At 62.1% G+C, this 15,393-nt stretch carries 15 protein-coding genes; 13 read left to right on the forward strand and 2 right to left on the reverse strand.

What is annotated here, in order from left to right:
- Positions 1 to 8 precede the first annotated feature (8 nt).
- Positions 9 to 692, reverse strand: coding sequence for a TetR/AcrR family transcriptional regulator (locus L8M95_RS09540; protein WP_260485912.1), 684 nt, complete (start codon positions 690 to 692; stop codon positions 9 to 11).
- Between the two features lie 201 nt (positions 693 to 893).
- On the opposite strand from L8M95_RS09540, the gene L8M95_RS09545 reads away from it, so the two are divergent.
- The 13 genes from L8M95_RS09545 (at position 894) to L8M95_RS09605 (ending at position 13,663) form a co-directional block, all read left to right on the forward strand.
- On the forward strand, positions 894 to 1,673 hold the full coding sequence (locus tag L8M95_RS09545) for an enoyl-CoA hydratase/isomerase family protein (protein WP_260485913.1): 780 nt from the start codon (positions 894 to 896) through the stop codon (positions 1,671 to 1,673).
- An 81-nt stretch (positions 1,674 to 1,754) separates the two neighbouring features.
- Positions 1,755 to 2,714, forward strand: a complete 960-nt coding sequence (locus tag L8M95_RS09550) for a PDR/VanB family oxidoreductase (RefSeq protein ID WP_260485914.1) — start codon at positions 1,755 to 1,757, stop codon at positions 2,712 to 2,714.
- Between the two features lie 469 nt (positions 2,715 to 3,183).
- Positions 3,184 to 4,044 (forward strand): MaoC/PaaZ C-terminal domain-containing protein, encoded by an 861-nt coding sequence (locus tag L8M95_RS09555; protein ID WP_260485915.1) that lies wholly within the window; start codon positions 3,184 to 3,186, stop codon positions 4,042 to 4,044.
- Positions 4,045 to 4,297: 253 nt separating this feature from the next.
- The gene (locus L8M95_RS09560; protein ID WP_260485916.1) at positions 4,298 to 4,543 is read left to right on the forward strand and encodes a type II toxin-antitoxin system Phd/YefM family antitoxin; all 246 of its coding nucleotides are present in this window, start codon (positions 4,298 to 4,300) and stop codon (positions 4,541 to 4,543) included.
- Between the two features lie 21 nt (positions 4,544 to 4,564).
- The gene (locus L8M95_RS09565; protein WP_260485917.1) at positions 4,565 to 4,822 is read left to right on the forward strand and encodes a type II toxin-antitoxin system RelE/ParE family toxin; all 258 of its coding nucleotides are present in this window, start codon (positions 4,565 to 4,567) and stop codon (positions 4,820 to 4,822) included.
- Between the two features lie 144 nt (positions 4,823 to 4,966).
- Entirely contained in the window at positions 4,967 to 5,245 is a 279-nt protein-coding gene (locus L8M95_RS09570; RefSeq protein WP_260485918.1) for an XRE family transcriptional regulator, read from the forward strand.
- Positions 5,246 to 5,985: 740 nt separating this feature from the next.
- Complete coding sequence (locus tag L8M95_RS09575; protein ID WP_260485919.1) at positions 5,986 to 7,215, forward strand: CaiB/BaiF CoA-transferase family protein; 1,230 nt, start codon at positions 5,986 to 5,988, stop codon at positions 7,213 to 7,215.
- On the forward strand, positions 7,212 to 9,155 hold the full coding sequence (locus L8M95_RS09580) for an AMP-binding protein (protein WP_260485920.1): 1,944 nt from the start codon (positions 7,212 to 7,214) through the stop codon (positions 9,153 to 9,155). The genes L8M95_RS09575 and L8M95_RS09580 overlap by 4 nt, the downstream gene beginning before the upstream one ends.
- A 73-nt stretch (positions 9,156 to 9,228) precedes the next feature.
- Entirely contained in the window at positions 9,229 to 10,395 is a 1,167-nt protein-coding gene (locus L8M95_RS09585; protein WP_260485921.1) for an acyl-CoA dehydrogenase family protein, read from the forward strand.
- A gap of 30 nt (positions 10,396 to 10,425) precedes the next feature.
- Positions 10,426 to 10,908, forward strand: coding sequence for a MaoC family dehydratase (locus L8M95_RS09590; protein ID WP_260485922.1), 483 nt, complete (start codon positions 10,426 to 10,428; stop codon positions 10,906 to 10,908).
- A 17-nt stretch (positions 10,909 to 10,925) separates the two neighbouring features.
- Positions 10,926 to 11,789 carry an HpcH/HpaI aldolase/citrate lyase family protein gene (locus L8M95_RS09595; protein WP_396118633.1) on the forward strand — a complete coding sequence of 288 codons (864 nt, stop codon included), beginning with the start codon at positions 10,926 to 10,928 and terminating at the stop codon, positions 11,787 to 11,789.
- 91 nt (positions 11,790 to 11,880) lie between these two features.
- Positions 11,881 to 12,621 carry an IclR family transcriptional regulator gene (locus tag L8M95_RS09600; protein ID WP_260485924.1) on the forward strand — a complete coding sequence of 247 codons (741 nt, stop codon included), beginning with the start codon at positions 11,881 to 11,883 and terminating at the stop codon, positions 12,619 to 12,621.
- Positions 12,622 to 12,685: 64 nt separating this feature from the next.
- Positions 12,686 to 13,663 (forward strand): zinc-binding dehydrogenase, encoded by a 978-nt coding sequence (locus L8M95_RS09605; RefSeq protein ID WP_260485925.1) that lies wholly within the window; start codon positions 12,686 to 12,688, stop codon positions 13,661 to 13,663.
- A 269-nt stretch (positions 13,664 to 13,932) separates the two neighbouring features.
- On the opposite strand, the gene L8M95_RS09610 is transcribed toward L8M95_RS09605, so the two are convergent.
- Positions 13,933 to 15,378, reverse strand: a complete 1,446-nt coding sequence (locus L8M95_RS09610; protein WP_260485926.1) for an NAD-dependent succinate-semialdehyde dehydrogenase — start codon at positions 15,376 to 15,378, stop codon at positions 13,933 to 13,935.
- Positions 15,379 to 15,393 lie beyond the last annotated feature (15 nt).

A 15,393-nucleotide genomic window follows, 5' to 3' on the forward strand; every position in this document is an offset into this window, starting at 1 on the left:
CGTGTTGCTCAAGCCTTGGCGTTTCGTCGTTCCAGCGCCACTGGGTAACCGGTCAGGACGGTGTCGACGACGAGATCGATAAAGGCGTCATCCGGGGGGTTGGTGGCGAAGAAGACTCGGTTGACGATGGGGCCAAGAGCCAGGTAGATGAGCTCCTCGCGGTCCGACTCCGCGGGGAGCTCACCTCTTTCCATAGCTCTGCCGAACATGTCGAAGACCGACGTCAGCCGCCGTTCAAAGAAGTCCCGCACCGCGGGGTCCCGCTGGGGCGATTGGTCGGCAGCAAAGTACGCCATCACCTGACCGACAGGGGTCTCGAACAGGAGTTCGCTCTCTTGCCTGTAGAGCCCGCGGAGGTCTTCGGCAAGGCTCCCTGTGTCCGGGGCGACCATCTCGGGTAGGAGTTCGACCGCTTCGAGCACTAGGGCAATCTTGGTCGGCCACCAGCGGTAAATCGTCGTCTTTCCCACGCCCGCACCCGAGGCGATCTCCTCGATGGCCAACTCACTGAGAGTTCGCTCGCCCAAGAGCTTCAGCGTCGTATCGAGAATCGCTTGACGCGCCTTTTCGCTTCGAGGTCTCCCCTGATTCTTCAAAGGTTGACGACTGGTCTTCGTAACCTCCTTGGAGTCGTCCCCCTCAAGACCGTGCTCGTCCCCAGGGATGGTGTCGTCCTGCTCCATGGCGCTCATAACCCCGGAATCTACTAGGGGCCGCCAAGGGTGCCAGCCACCCATCGGTTCGCGAGACACGGATCCGCCAATCTGCCGAGATCCCACCTGCGACTTCCTTCCGTCACTGTTGCGTAGGTCACTCGATTTCTATACGATACGGTACGTATCGCTAAGCGAGGACACGGTAGCGATTCAGACAGTTAAGGAAAGGAGGAGGACGTGGACCCCGACATCGCGATCTCAGTCACGAACGGAATAGCTCAGCTCGAGTTCAACCGTCCCGACCGGGGTAACGCCTTCACCACCGAGCAGGTCACCGCGCTCAGCGACGCACTCGACCGCGTCTCAGCGGATTCCGAGGCCCGCGTACTTGTCCTCACCGGGCGGGGACGCCACTTCAACATCGGCGGCATGGCCGGGAACGGCGCATCTGTCACTGCACATTGGGAGCGCTCACCCGACGCGCACCGGACACAGGTCGAACTGGCGGTACACGTAATCCGTCGAATCCACCGGATGCCCATCCCGACAATCGCAGCGGTGAACGGCGGATGCGCCGGGGCAGGTTTGGCGATCGCATTAGCCACCGACCTTCGCTTCGCGGCGCGGCACGCGCGGTTCAATACCGCCTTTGCCGACAACTCGCTACCAGGCGAACTCGGCGCAATATGGTTCGCCGACCGCATCCTCGGAGCCGCTCGTACCGCCGAATTGTTCCTGCTCCCCGACAAACTGAGCGCCGACACCGCCCGGGAGATCGGTCTGGTCAACGCAGTTTTCGAGCCGGACGAACTCCTCCCACAGGTGCATGCGCGGGCGAGACGCCTCGCCAGCGTCGACCCCGGTGCCCTGCGGGCGATGAAAGCAAATCTCCTCGATGCGCAGTCCGCCGCACTCGACGACTACCTCGACCGCGAGACCCATCGACTCATCGCGAATGCCTGGACCAGCGTCAATCCCTCTCGACGACGCCTCGAACCGCGGCCACTTCCTACCTAAAGAATCGGCACTAACGGATGCCGCATCCCTGTCCCAAGCCCAATTCCTCTCAAGAACCAGCACTGTGAAGGTGACCGAACAATGACCGCAGTCTTCCCCACCGAATTCTCTCTACAGGTGCGGCACCGACGCGATTGCGCGACTGGCGTCGTCGAGTTGGAGCTGGTGCACCCCTCACGAATCGACCTGCCAGCATGGACACCGGGGGCGCATATCGACCTGGTCCTCGATTCGGGCCTTGTCCGCCAATACTCACTGTGCGGCGACCCCGACGACCGACAGGCATGGCGCATCGCCATCCTTCGTGAACCGGACGGACGTGGGGGCTCACAGTACGTTCATGATCAAGTGAAGGAGGGGGATGACGTGCGAGTACGTGGCCCCCGGAATCACTTCGAGCTCCGTCCCGCCTCCAAGTTCATCTTCATCGCCGGCGGCATTGGGATCACCCCGATCCTCCCGATGGTGACCCAGGCAGAGGCATCCGGTCAGGACTGGCAACTGATCTACGGTGGCCGATCCCGGGAAACGATGGCTTACGCAGACTTCCTTCAGGACACCTTCGGAAGCAAGGTCGAATTGGTGCCCCAGGACGCCTACGGAATGCTCGACGTAGGAGAGATCCTTGGCGAGTCCGAGCTTGGGAAGGCGGTCTACTGTTGCGGACCTGAGCCCCTTCTCAACGCCGTCACGGAGCACTGCAGCTCGTGGCCGGATGCCAACGTCAGAACCGAGCGGTTCGTCCCCCAGGAGTCCGCACAACACGGGGAGAGCAAACCCTTCGAGATCGAGCTGGCGACAACCGGGATGACACTGACCGTCCCCCCGGACCGCAGCATCCTTGATGTCGTCCTGGATGAAGGAATCGACGCGCTAACTTCATGTGGTGAAGGCACGTGCGGGACCTGTGAGATCCCGGTCCTGGAGGGGTCGGTAGACCACAGAGACTCTGTGTTGGACGCATCCGAGCGAGCGTCCAACGCCACGATGATGATCTGCGTTTCCCGTGCGGCATGCAGTCGACTAGTCCTCGATCTGTGACCTGGCCCCTGACAGTCGGTCACAGGAAAGCAGAAGGTAGTCCGTCCCGCCCCACCGGCACGATCAAGACGGCCGTCTAGGCCCAAAGTGGCGAGCTAGTCACCCTCCGGATGGGCGCTGATTTGACCTGTCTTGGGCTGGCATTCTCGTTGACAGCGCCAGACAGCTCCCGTCACCCGGCACTGGTGGCGCTCCTGCAAGTCCCCCATTCAGGATCGACCGCGGCCGATCAGATCGACCCGGCCAGGCACTGCTGGGACATGTCGAGAGTGACTACTTCACGAATGAAACTCATTGATGGGCGCCTCGCTACAGAGAACCTGCACCCGCGCTGTCTCGACAACAGGCTGTGGCCGCATGCCGTTCAGACGGTTCCGCGAAGATCTCGGCTTTCTCGCCGCGGAGCTCATGCCCGTCGACGTGACCGCCACCGAGTCCACCATTAGCATCCACAAGACTGGAGTATGACGTGCCGATCGACCTCGACACCGCCCTCGGGGCCCAGCTGCCCTCGCAGGAGTTCTCCTGGACCGCCTCCGACGTGGCGCTGTACGCGCTGTCGGTGGGTGCGGCCGCCGACCCGATGAACACCACCGGCCTGGCGTACGTCCAGGACACCGACCCCAAGGTGCTGCCGTCCTTCGCGACCGTCGCGGCGACGATGAACGTCACCGAGGCGCCCAGCGTGTCCTTCCCGGGAGTGGAGTTCGACCTGGCCAAGGTCGTCCACGGCAGCCAGTCGGTCCGGCTGCACCGCCCCATCTCGCCCGCCGGGACGGCGACGACGACCACGACCATCGCCGAGATCCAGGACAAGGGATCGGCCGCAGTCATCGTCCAGGAGTCCGAGACGGTCTCCGCCGACGGAGAGAAGCTGTGGACCTCGCGCTCGGGCATCTTCGCCCGCGGCGAGGGCGGCTTCGGCGGCGAACGAGGCACCTCCGAGAAGGTCGAGTACCCCGAGCGCGAGGCCGACCACACCATGGAGGTCGCCACGCTCCCCCAGCAGGCGCTGTTCTACCGCCTCTGCGGCGACCGCAACCCGCTGCACTCCGACCCAGCGTTCGCCGAGGCCGCCGGGTTCCCGCGCCCGATCCTCCACGGACTGTGCTCGTACGGCCTGGTCCTGCGCGCGGTCGTGGATCAGGTGCTCGGCGGCGACGTCGCCCGCGTCGGCGGCTACGGCGTGACCTTCGGCGGGATCTTCTTCCCCGGTGAGACCATGCGCATCCGCGTGTGGCAAGAGGGTTCGCGGCTACTCGTGGCGGCGACCGTGGCCGAGCGCGACGACGCCTCCGTGCTCAAGAACGTCGTGGTCGACCTCCTCTGACCAGCGCTAAGCATCCACCGGTACATCCAGAACATCTGCGGTCGAAAACCCCGAACATGCCACCGGCCGGGATCGTGAATTTATCAAGGCCTCCCAGGCTCCTCTTAGCGCGATCACTTGAACATCTCCGTCGCCGCTATTCGCAGATTCAGTCAAGTGTGCAGGTCAGAACAGATGAGACGATCCCGCCGCCCAGACCACTAGGGACACCACCTAGTCGACCGAGACTTGTACAAGATGTACTATTGGTGTCATGGTGACCACGACGCTTAGCAACTTCCGCGCCAACCAGAGCGAGGTACTCGACGCCGCACAGCGGGCGCCGGTCGAGGTCCTCAGCCGAGGCAGCCGTCGTCGCGCCGTCGTCGTCTCTCCTGAGTTCTTCGACCGCGCGCTGCAGGCCCTGGAGGATCAGGCCGACGTTCGCGGCGCAGCCGAGGCCCGCCGCGAGGACGACAGCATCTCCCACGAGGACCTCAAGGCAGAACTGGGACTCTGAGTCTGCGCGCCCCACTCGCTGATGCCCTACTCGATCACCTATAAACCCTCGGCCGCCAAAGCCCTCCGCAAAGTTCACCCCACCGAACAAAAGCGAATCGTCCGCGCCATCGAAGCCCTCGCGGTGACACCGCGACCGCCCGGCGCGATTCAGCTCGCCGGAGGCGAAGGTGAACTACGCATCCGCGTTGGCGACTACCGCATCATCTACGACATCGAAGACGACGCCCTCGTTGTGCTCGTGCTGCGCATTGGGCACCGCGGCGACGTCTACAAGTGACCCCGTCCCACGCCAAGTCGCCGCCGAGCGTTCGGGGACGCACTACCCGCCGGCGCCGATAAGACGCGTTATGTAAAGTATCGCTTGTCGAAACCGTATATTATCACTTGACGACAACCGCAGCGCAGGTGGACACTCGAAGCTATGGAGACCCCTCGCCTGGTCGAGCTCATCGACGCCCACAAACGCGCTTACGGCGTCAGCGAGTCCGAGCTGGCTCGCCGGATCGGGATCACCCGCCAAAATCTGCACCTGTGGCGCACCCACGGCCTGCGCGGCCTGCCGACCCGAACCACGCTCGACGGCATGGCTGCCGAACTGCGCCTTCCGTATTTCCAGGTTCTCGAGGCAGCCCTACGCGATACCGCCTACCTCGACGCCACCGACCGTGTGACCACCACTGAGAAAGACACGCAGCCCTAGAGGTGCGCTCGACGAGACGCTGCGGCAGCATCGATTAAGACGCGGATCGGCACCGATAACCAAACCTTATGACAAGTCGAGGGTGTCGAGTTGTCGAATACGCGAACTCAGCCTCTCCCCGAGTCGCCCGCAGCTCCTTCCTGCGCGTAGGCGGGTTGAAGTCGCCGCATGTCGGATGTGAGGTTTCGGACTCAAGCCACGACAGCATGGGGGCAACTGCTCTTAGCTGCGACCTTTCGTCGGGATTCGCCTCCTTGCGACTCTTCGCATATTCCGCGAAGCGTTAGATGGCGGCTCGAAACGCGCCGCCAGACCTTTCCCCAAGGCTGACGTGGGTGAACTGGACGCGTCGTAGCGTTTTGGACCAGCCCGCTCCTGGAACTCGGCGACGGGCCAGCAACTGCGACTTCACTTGCGCCTGGGGCCCCCGGGTGGCCCGAACCCGCCGAGGGGCTGGCCTACACGCGGGACGGCCAACCCACGTCCCCTTAGAGATTGCGAACCACGTTTCGGCCACGGTCGCGAACCCTCACTTCTGACTGCCCCAGTCGCCGAACACCGTTGGTCACCCGCCCGCCGCAGAACGCCAGGAGCTCTGGACCGCCGGGCCCACGCTCCCCCGGCATACTCGCCCGCCTCACCGCGCTCCCAATCACCGCTTGACAGTGCCGGGCATCACAGCGAGGATAGGTCGCATATACGTCAGCACAGTTCATATAGACGAATCTTCGAGTGGGGCGATGAACATGAGAACGAGCAATGAGAGCTTGTCGGGCCTGCGAGTCCTGGACCTATCCAGGGTGCTGGCCGGCCCATTGTGTTGCCAGCTTCTCGGCGATCACGGCGCCGAGGTCATCAAGGTCGAACCACCCGCAGGTGACGACACGCGCAAGTGGGGTCCCCCGTTCGTTGATACTGATCAGAGCGCGTACTTCAGTGCCATCAACCGCAACAAGACCAATATCTGTCTGGACTTGAGCACACAAGAAGGGCAGGAGGTCCTAGCCGAACTTCTTGCACGTACGGACGTGGTCGTCGAGAACTTCAAGACCGGGACCTTGGCACGCTGGGGGTTTTCCGACGAGTACTTGCTGACGAACTTTCCGCGACTGATCGTCGGGCGGATAACTGGCTTCGGCGCCGACGGACCGATGGGAGGCATGCCGGGGTACGACGCGGTAGCCCAAGCCTTCGGCGGCCTCATGAGCATCAACGGAGAAGCCGATGGCCCCGCACTGCGCGTCGGCGTGCCGATTGTCGACATGGTCACCGGCCTCTACGCTTTCAGCGGCATTCTGCTCGCACTTGCAGCCCGCGATCGCACGGAGCGCGGTCAGATAGTCGACTGCACGCTCGCTGACACCGCTGTTTCGCTACTGCACCCGCATTCCGCTTCGAACCTCACTGACGGCCGGATCCCCGTGAGGACAGGCTCGGCCCATCCGACTGTTGCGCCTTACGACACCTTCAACACCCTGGATGGGCAGGTTTTCATCGGAGTTGGGAACGACAGGCAGTTCCGCGGACTAGTCGATACTCTCGGCGCGCCTGAGCTCGCCGACGATGCCCGCTTCCAAACCAACGCTGACCGTTTGGCACATCTGCCGGGCCTGACCGCAGTTCTAAACTCGAGAACTGCATGCTTCTCCAAGGAAGCGCTAGCCAGGGAGCTCCTTAATCGAGGAATCCCCGCATCGGCCGTCCGCGATGTAGGCGAAGTACTACGTGATGAACACGTTCGTCATCGCCAGATGGTGATTGAGCAGGGCCAATATCGGGCGATTGGCATCCCCATTAAGATGAGCGCCACCCCAGGGACAGTCCGCTCAACGCCGCGCCCACGTGGCGCCGACACCAGAGCAGTGCTCGACGACATTGGTCTAGATGGCGACCAAATTGATCACCTGATCGACTCCGGCGTTGCCCAAGAATCCGCAATCGCAGCGACCAAGGAGTGGGCGGCGCGATGACTCCCTACGTTTGGCAGCCGACGGCGGCGAGAACCGCTACCGCCAATGTGACCCGCCTAGGCCGCTCGCACGGCATCAGCTCGATCACCGAATTGCGCACTCGGTCGATGAAGGATCCGCAGTGGTACTGGGATGCTGCAGTTCGTGACCTGAGCATTCCTTTCTCTACGCCTTACAACCGGGTGCTTGATCTCTCGCTGGGAGTCGAAAACCCCGACTGGTTTGTTGGAGCAGAATTCAATCTCGTAGACGCCTGTATCTCACGATGGCTGGATGCTTCGCCAAATGAGCTTGCGGTGATCCATGAGGACGAGAGCGGAACTGTCACCACGCTGACTTTCGCGGAACTCGGCGAGCAGGTTTCGGCTGCCGCGGCGGGCATGACGGCGCTCGGTATTTCGGCGGGGGACGCAGTGGCGATCTACCTGCCAATGATCCCGGAAGCAGTGGTCGCCTTCTATGCCGTCGCAAGCATCGGCGCGATCGCCGTACCTCTGTTCTCTGGGTTTGCGTCACCTGCGATTTCTGCTCGCATCAATGACGCCGCAGCCAAGGCGGTGATCGTTGCAGACGGCACGGTCCGCCGAAATCGGCGAATCGATATGGCGAATGCGATGGCTCAGGCACTCTCGAGCTGTCCTTCTGTCACCACTGTGGTGACAGTTCCCAACCTAGATGCTAGTGAGTTCCCGGACACTTGCGCGCAGGTAACGACGTGGGACTCTCTCGTCAGATCAGGGCAAGCACAGAGCCCTGCCCGTCTACCGGCGATGCAGACGTTCATGCTGGGCTACACATCAGGCACCACGGGTAAGCCGAAAGGCGCGGTTCACACTCACGCGGGCTTCACGGTGAAAGTCGCCACCGAGGTGGCGTACTCCTTCGACATCAAGCAAGGAGACAAGTTCTGTTGGATCACCGATATGGGCTGGGTGATGGGACCGCTCGCGACAATCGGGGCGCACGCGAACGGTGCGGCTCTGGTCTTATACGAAGGGTCACCGGACGTCCCAGATGACTACCGGCTCTGGCAGTTCGTGGAGCGCCACAAGATAACGATGTTGGGCGTCTCGCCGACGCTGGTTCGAGCGCTCCGTGCCACCGCAATGGACACCATCGCCACCTACGACTTGTCATCGGTACAGACTTTGGGGTCAACGGGGGAGCCGTGGGATTCCGATTCCTATGATTGGCTTGCCTCTGACGTGTTCGGAGGCCGAGTTCCGGTCATTAATTTCTCCGGCGGCACCGAGGTCGGCGGTTCCTTCCTTGCTCCATATCCGGTGGAACCGATACCCAGTTGCTCGCTGGGAGGGCCCTCACTGGGGATGAACGTTGATGTGGTCGACGACCAGGGTCTGCCACTGCGCGGAGAAATCGGAGAGTTGGTCTGCCGCACGCCCTGGCCGTCGATGACACGCAGCGTTTGGCGTGATCACGACAGGTACCTCGAGTCGTACTGGTCCAGATTTGAAGGCATCTGGTGCCACGGGGACTTTGCGCTAATCGACGAGGCAGATGGGACCTGGTACATCCTGGGCCGGTCCGACGATGTGATGAACGTCGCCGGCAAACGATTGGCTCCGGCTGAGATCGAATCGGCTATCGCCACACACCCTGCAGTTGCCGAGTCTGCCGCTGTCGGCGTTCCTGACCCGAAGAAGGGCGAGACCGTCTGGGTGTTTTGGGTACCGCGGGATGGCTCCGACCCCAACGCAGTTGCGGCGGAGCTACGAGAACTCGTCGCTGACAACGTAGGCAAGCCATTTGCGCCGAGCGAGGTCATCGCTGTACCCGCACTGCCCAAGACCCGCTCGGCGAAGATCCTTCGCCGAGCTGTCCGCGCCGTCGCCACCGACGCAAACCCCGGCGACATGTCCAGTGCGGAGAATCCCGAGGCACTGGATGGGATTCGAAGTGCCCTAACTGCCCTGCGATAACAACCACTCGCCCCCTCTATGCGCACTCCGCAGCTGTTCACGCCGGAGTGGCCATCACAGATTGGCGCAACAGATGAACTTCACTCTGACCGACGACCAGAACACGATTCGCCAGGCCGTTACCGAGCTCGCGGCCAAGTTTGACGATCAATATTGGCAGGAAAAAGACGCTTCCCAGGAGTTCCCGCACGAGTTCTACAACGCCTTCGCCGAAGGGGGATGGCTAGGGATCACGACCCCGGAAGAGTATGGCGGTCATGGATACGGGATCACCGAAGCTTCGCTCATCTTGGAGCAGGTGGCCGCTTCAGGTGCAGGGATGAACGGTGCGAGCTCAATGCACTTGTCTATCTTCGGCATGCATCCCGTCATCGTCCACGGCAGCGAAGATCTCAAACAGCGAACCCTTCCCCGAATCGTCACCGGCGATTTGCACGTGTGCTTCGGGGTAACAGAGCCGGGCGCCGGCCTGGACACCACCAAGATCACCACCTTCGCTAAGCGTGACGGCGACAAATACCTGGTCAATGGCCGCAAGGTGTGGATCTCCAAGGCCGTCGAATCCGAGAAGATTCTGCTGCTCACCAGGACCCAGAAGTTCGGCGATTCCAAGCGCAAGACCGACGGTATGACCTTGTTTCTGACCGATCTCGACCGCGACAAAGTCGACATTCGCCCGATCAAGAAAATGGGCCGTAACGCGGTGACCTCCAACGAGTTGTTCATTGACAACCTCGAGGTCCCCCTCGAGGACCGCGTTGGGGACGAAGGAGAGGGATTCCGCTACATCCTCGACGGTCTTAATCCGGAGCGCATGCTCATCGCCGCCGAAGCCCTCGGCATCGGACGCGCAGCTCTGCGGGCAGGGGTGAACTACGGCAACGAACGTGAAGTCTTCGGACGCCAGATAGGTAAGAACCAAGGAATCCAATTCCCGCTCGCTGACTCGCTGGCCAAGCTCGATGCTGCCGAGCTGATGCTGCGCAAAGCCACCTGGCTCTACGACAACGGCCTTCCCTGTGCCCGCGAGGCCAATACAGCCAAATACCTGTGCGCTGAAGCAGGATTTGAGGCGGCGGATAGGGCACTGCAGACGCACGGCGGCATGGGCTACTCCGAGGAATACAACGTGGCAAGGTATTTCCGCGAGGCCCGACTGACTCGGATCGCCCCGATCAGCCAGGAAATGGTCCTCAACTTCCTGGGCTCCCATGTCCTCGGACTGCCGCGAAGCTACTGACCCACTTCCCCATCTTGAAAGGACAGATCCATGCCGGGACTTTGGTTCGATGAGTTGAGCGTCGGTCAGACATTTGACCATGCCATCAGGCGAACGGTCTCCGAGACCGACAACGTGCTTTTCACCGCGATGACCCACAACCCCGCTCAGCTACACCTCGACGAGGAGTACATGAAGGGCACCGAGTTCGGAAGGCGCATCGTCAACAGTGCCTTCACTCTGGGCCTGATGGTGGGGATCTCGGTGGGCGACACCACTCTCGGCACAGCAGTGGCAAACCTCGGGTGGGACGAGGTGCGCTTTCCCACCCCGCTTTTCCACGGCGACACGATCCGCGTATCCACCGAGGTGGTCGAGCTGCGTGAATCCCGGTCCCGGCCCGGACAAGGCGTGGTGACCTTCCTGCACCGCGCATACAACCAGCACGATCAACTGGTCGCCTCGTGCAAGCGATCGGGTCTACAGCGCAAGCATCCCAACCCAGACGAGCTCGATCGGGGCCAGTCGGCATGAACAGGCCACTTCGATCAATGCTGTTCGTACCAGCAGATAGCGAACGCAAACTCTCCAAAGCGGCTGGCACACTCGCTGATGCACTCATCATCGACTTAGAAGACTCGGTCAGCGAGAGCCGCAAAGCATTAGGTCGGGAACTCAGCACCAGCTATCTCTCGAGCCGCGAAAGAGCTGCCAGCGACCCCGAGATGTGGATACGGATCAATCCCTTGAGCAGCCCCCACGCTCTGCACGATCTCGCAGCGGTCGTGCCCGTGTCACCTGCAGGAATCGTGCTCCCGAAGATCGACGGGCCTGAAGACCTGGCGACGGTCAGCAACCACTTGGACGCGCTGGAAGTCGCGTTCGACGTAGAGCAGGGATCCATCAGGCTCTTGCCAGTCGTCACGGAGACTCCCCGGGCGGCGCTGCACCTGTCTGCGCTCGCAAACAATCCTGGAGGCAAGCGCGTCTACGGCTTCACCTGGGGAGCAGAAGACCTCAGCACCACGGTTGGAGCCAGCACCAACCTGGGCCCGGACGGCGCATGGGCAAATACGTACCAGTTCGCCCGATCTCAGATGCTCTTAGCGGCGGCGACTGCGGGCGTTCAGCCCGTGGAAACCCTCTACTCCGACATCACCGACACCGAGGGACTACGGGAGTCGACTCGCGCAGCCCGGGCCGAAGGGTTCACCGGGCGGATCGCAATTCACCCTGGCCAGGTCGATGCGATCAACGAGGCGTTCACACCATCCGTGGGAGAGATCGACTACGCCCAGCGCGTCGTGGCCGCCTTCGCATCAGAAGACACCGGGACCGTTGCCTTAGAGGGAAAGATGCTCGACGCCCCCCATCTCCGCCAAGCACAGAAGATCCTGGCACTGGCACCCCGCTAATCGGGCCGGGCGGTTTGGCAACTAGTCCAATGACAACTCTGCCCCACGTAGCCTCAATAGACCCAACAATAACCAACCAGACAGGATGAAGATGACTGAGCCGCTGGCGGGGGCATCGGCCGAGCACCGCACGGTGTCTAGGGTGGCCGGAATTCTGGAGTTCGTCTCCCGATCAGATCAAAGCGTGAGACTCACCGACATCGTCGCGGAGCTGTCTGCCCCCAGATCGTCAGTCCATGGCCTAGTTCACGGACTCGTCTCTACCGGTTATCTCTCTACAACCGACGACGGACGATACATCGTGGGCCCGGCGTTGCCAGCCCTGTTGCTGCCGAAGACTGGGATCGACCATGCGATCCGCGCGGAGATGGAGGGACTCAGTCTCGAGTTCGATGAAACCGTCACGCTAGTGGCCCTAGCAGGGGACTCGATAGTCACCACCGATGCCGTTGAGTCGGCCAAGGAAGTCAGGTACAGCCCAGCCATCGGTACCCGTCGACCGCTCTACCCCACCAGCGCGGGCCGGTGCTTTCTGGCCAATGCCCAACCATCCTATCGGGATCGGTTCTTGGAACGGGCGTTTCCTCTTCCTGCCGAGCGCGACCGGGTCAGCTGTGATCTCCAGCGCGTTCGCGACGAGGGGCTCGCCGTGAACCGAGGCGACACCTTGTCCGATCTCCACGCCGTTTCGGCACCCATCTTCGATGGACGGACCGTCGCAGGAGTGCTGACTATCGCCGGGCCATCAGCCAGGTTTGTCGAACGACTCGACGACCTCTCCGCTGCGGTTCGTGAGGCGACCGGCAGGCTGAGCCGGAGCTCTAGCGGGTGACAGTGAGCCGCTCGGCTTGTGGGCAACGAGTAGCGACACAGATCGTAGTCGGAGGCGGTGCTCGGTGAAAGCTGTTGTGATGGAGAAGTTCGGCGGTCCGGACTCTTTAGAAATCGCCGAAGTTGATCGCCCGAAATCGAGGGCAGGATGGACTGTTGTCGAGCTCAGAGCTAGTGCGCTCAATTGGCACGATGTCCTAGTGCGGAGAGGCCAGTACGGTTCGCCACTACCTCACACTCCCGGTGCCGACGGGGCCGGCGTCCGAACTGACACGGGTGAAGAAGTAGTGATCCTGCCATCTCTCGGCTGGGGTACAAGCCCCCATGCGCCGGCCGCCGACTTCACCATCCTCGGCGATCACGAACCTGGAACGTACGCCGAGTTCGTTTCCGTTCCGACAGAATGCCTTGCGCCCAAACCTACTGGTTACACATGGGAGCAAGCGGCTGCTCTCCCGCTCGTCGGCGTCACTTCCTACCGTGCACTATTCACCCGAGCGGCACTGGGGCGCGGCGAAAGTCTGCTGATCATCGGGGCTAGCGGTGGAGTTTCCACAATGTCGCTGGCCTTGGCGAAGGCTGCGGGCGCCAGCGTATTCGTCACCTCTTCATCTGAAGCCAAACTGGACAGTGCACGTCGGGCAGGCGCCCTTGACGGGGTCCTCCACACAGATGCAACATGGCCGGAGCGAGCAAAAGCCTTGTCTCCCGGAGGGCAGGGTTTCGATGTCGTGCTCGATCCCGCAGGCCTGTGGAGACTCTCGATCCGTGCTCTCTGCCCGGGAGGGCGTCTGGCTGTCCTCGGCGCCAACGTCGCTCAAGAAGCGTTGGTCGAGGTGCGGCCATTCTATTTCGGTCAGTACAGTCTGCTCGGCACGACCATGGGGAGCCCCGACGACTTTCGGGGCCTCCTCAAACTGGTCTCCGGTGGAAGAGTCGACCTTCCGACAATCGCGGCTACATTCCCTCTCGCCAAGGCCCCAGAAGCGCACAAGCTCCTAGAGTCCGGGCATGCCATCGGGAAGATCATCCTCTCCCCTTGAGCGCTCTGCCCTAGTTCATCAGCTCACCTGCGTCGTAGAACAACAGAGAGTACTCAAGGCCACTGGACAACGCGCCTGCAACAAAGGCGAAAGCCTCTGGTTGAGAAGAAAGCGACCATCGTCCGCTCCTCAGCCAGAGGCCTCCGTCGGCGACCCCGCCTCCGGTTTGCCGCTCAGTTCACGCAAATCCCACGCCTCTTAAAGCGTGGGCCAGCTGATCGACCGGGTCCACCCAGTCGGCTACCGGGGAAACCGCTCAACTTTCCCGCCTACACGACATGGTTGATGTACTTGTGGTGGAGGTAGCCGTGCAGACCTTCGGTACCGCCCTCATAGCCGTGACCACTGTCTTTCATACCTCCGAACGGGGCTTCGATCGACGACACCGAGAACGAATTGATGCCGATGCCACCGGCTTGCAGAGCATCACTCATCGTGAGGGCAGTGTTCGCGGATGCGGTGAAGACATAGGCTGCGAGGCCGACGTCTAGCCGGTGACTTTCCTCCAGCGCCTCATCGATCGTCTCAAAGCGGTTGACGATCGCCAGGGGCCCAAAGGGCTCGCTTTGCATCGACTCGGCTTCGACTGGGACGTCAGCCAACAGCGTCGGCTGGAAGAAGCTCCCGGCCTCCCCGATCCGATTCCCACCAGTGACCAGCTTCGCCCCGCGGCCGACCGCATCGTCGACCATCTGCTCCATCGCCTGTACCCGTCGATGGTTCACCAACGGTCCCATCTGCGTTCCCTCGTGGGACCCGTCGCCCACCGAGACAGCCTCCAGCGCCCTACCGAAATCGGCCACAAAGGCATCGAAGATGCGGTCGTGAACTATGAATCGAGTCGGCGACGTGCAGACCTGGCCGGCGTTACGGGTCTTGCCAGCGAGGCAAGTCGCGACCGCCTTCTCAAGGTCCACATCATCAAAAACGACCACGGGTGCGTGTCCACCGAGTTCCATAGTGCTGGGCTTGGCGTAGTCTGCGGCAAGCTGCGAAAGACGCCTTCCAACCTCCGTCGACCCAGTAAAGCTGATCTTTCGGATTACCGGCGATCCGATCAACTTCTCCGAGATCTCCGAAGATGCACCGAGGACGACGTTGAACGCCCCCGCTTCGAGTCCGGCATCAGACAGGACGTGAGCCAGCGCCTGGACTGCGCCGGGCGTCTCTCCCGCCGGCTTCACAATGACAGTGCATCCAGCTGCAAGCGCGGCCGCGACCTTTCGAGTGGGAAGCAACAATGGGAAATTCCACGGTGCGATCGCGAGGACTGGCCCGACCGGCTGCGTGATAACCATTTGGCGAGAGTGGGCGATCCGGGCCGGCAGGACCTGTCCCCCGGCGCGCAGAGACTCCCCAGCGAACCATTCAAAGGTCTCTGCTGCCAATGCCACCTCAAGAGATGCCTCGGTGAGGGTCTTTCCCTGCTCCAGGGTGATGATGGTGGCGATGTCGTCGGCTCTTTGCCGGAGCAGTTCAGCTGCGCGGCGGAGAACCTCGACGCGCTGCACAGCGGGTTTGCGTCCCCAGACTCGAAAAGCATCGGCCGAGGAACTAAGTGCGTCGTCCAGGTCTTGAGAACTGGCGCGTGGAATCGACGCGAGTCTTTGGTCGTTTGCCGGGTTGACACGCTCCCCGATCTCTCCATCGCCAGCCTTGCGCCATTCACCGCCGATGAAGAGCTTGTTCGCGGTGTCTTCCAGTCCGAGCATCATCGTTCCTGTCTTAGA

Source organism: Dietzia sp. B32, assembly GCF_024732245.1.
GTDB lineage: Bacteria > Actinomycetota > Actinomycetes > Mycobacteriales > Mycobacteriaceae > Dietzia.